Consider the following 258-nt stretch of genomic DNA (forward strand, 5'->3'; position numbering starts at 1 on the left):
GATGAGGTAGATAGGTTCGGGGTGGAAGCGTGGCGACACGTGCAGCTGACGAATACTAATCGATCGAGGACTTAACCAAATATGAATTTGCGAGCATCAATGTCTTTTATCCAGTTTTGAAAGAATAAAACTTTTATTAAAATAACACTTGTAAAACTCTACAGAGTTGTTATAATAAAACTTGTCTTTCATAATTCAAGTCTAGTGATGATGGCGAAGAGGTCACACCCGTTCCCATACCGAACACGGAAGTTAAGC

1 rRNA gene is annotated in these 258 nt (G+C 39.1%); it reads left to right on the forward strand.

Annotated elements, in window-relative coordinates:
* Positions 1 to 200: 200 nt before the first annotated feature.
* Positions 201 to 258, forward strand: a 5S ribosomal RNA gene (gene rrf, locus PGC35_RS22135); the annotation flags it as partial.

Origin of the sequence: Psychrobacillus sp. PGGUH221 (assembly GCF_042055255.1) — a bacterium.
Taxonomy (GTDB): domain Bacteria; phylum Bacillota; class Bacilli; order Bacillales_A; family Planococcaceae; genus Psychrobacillus.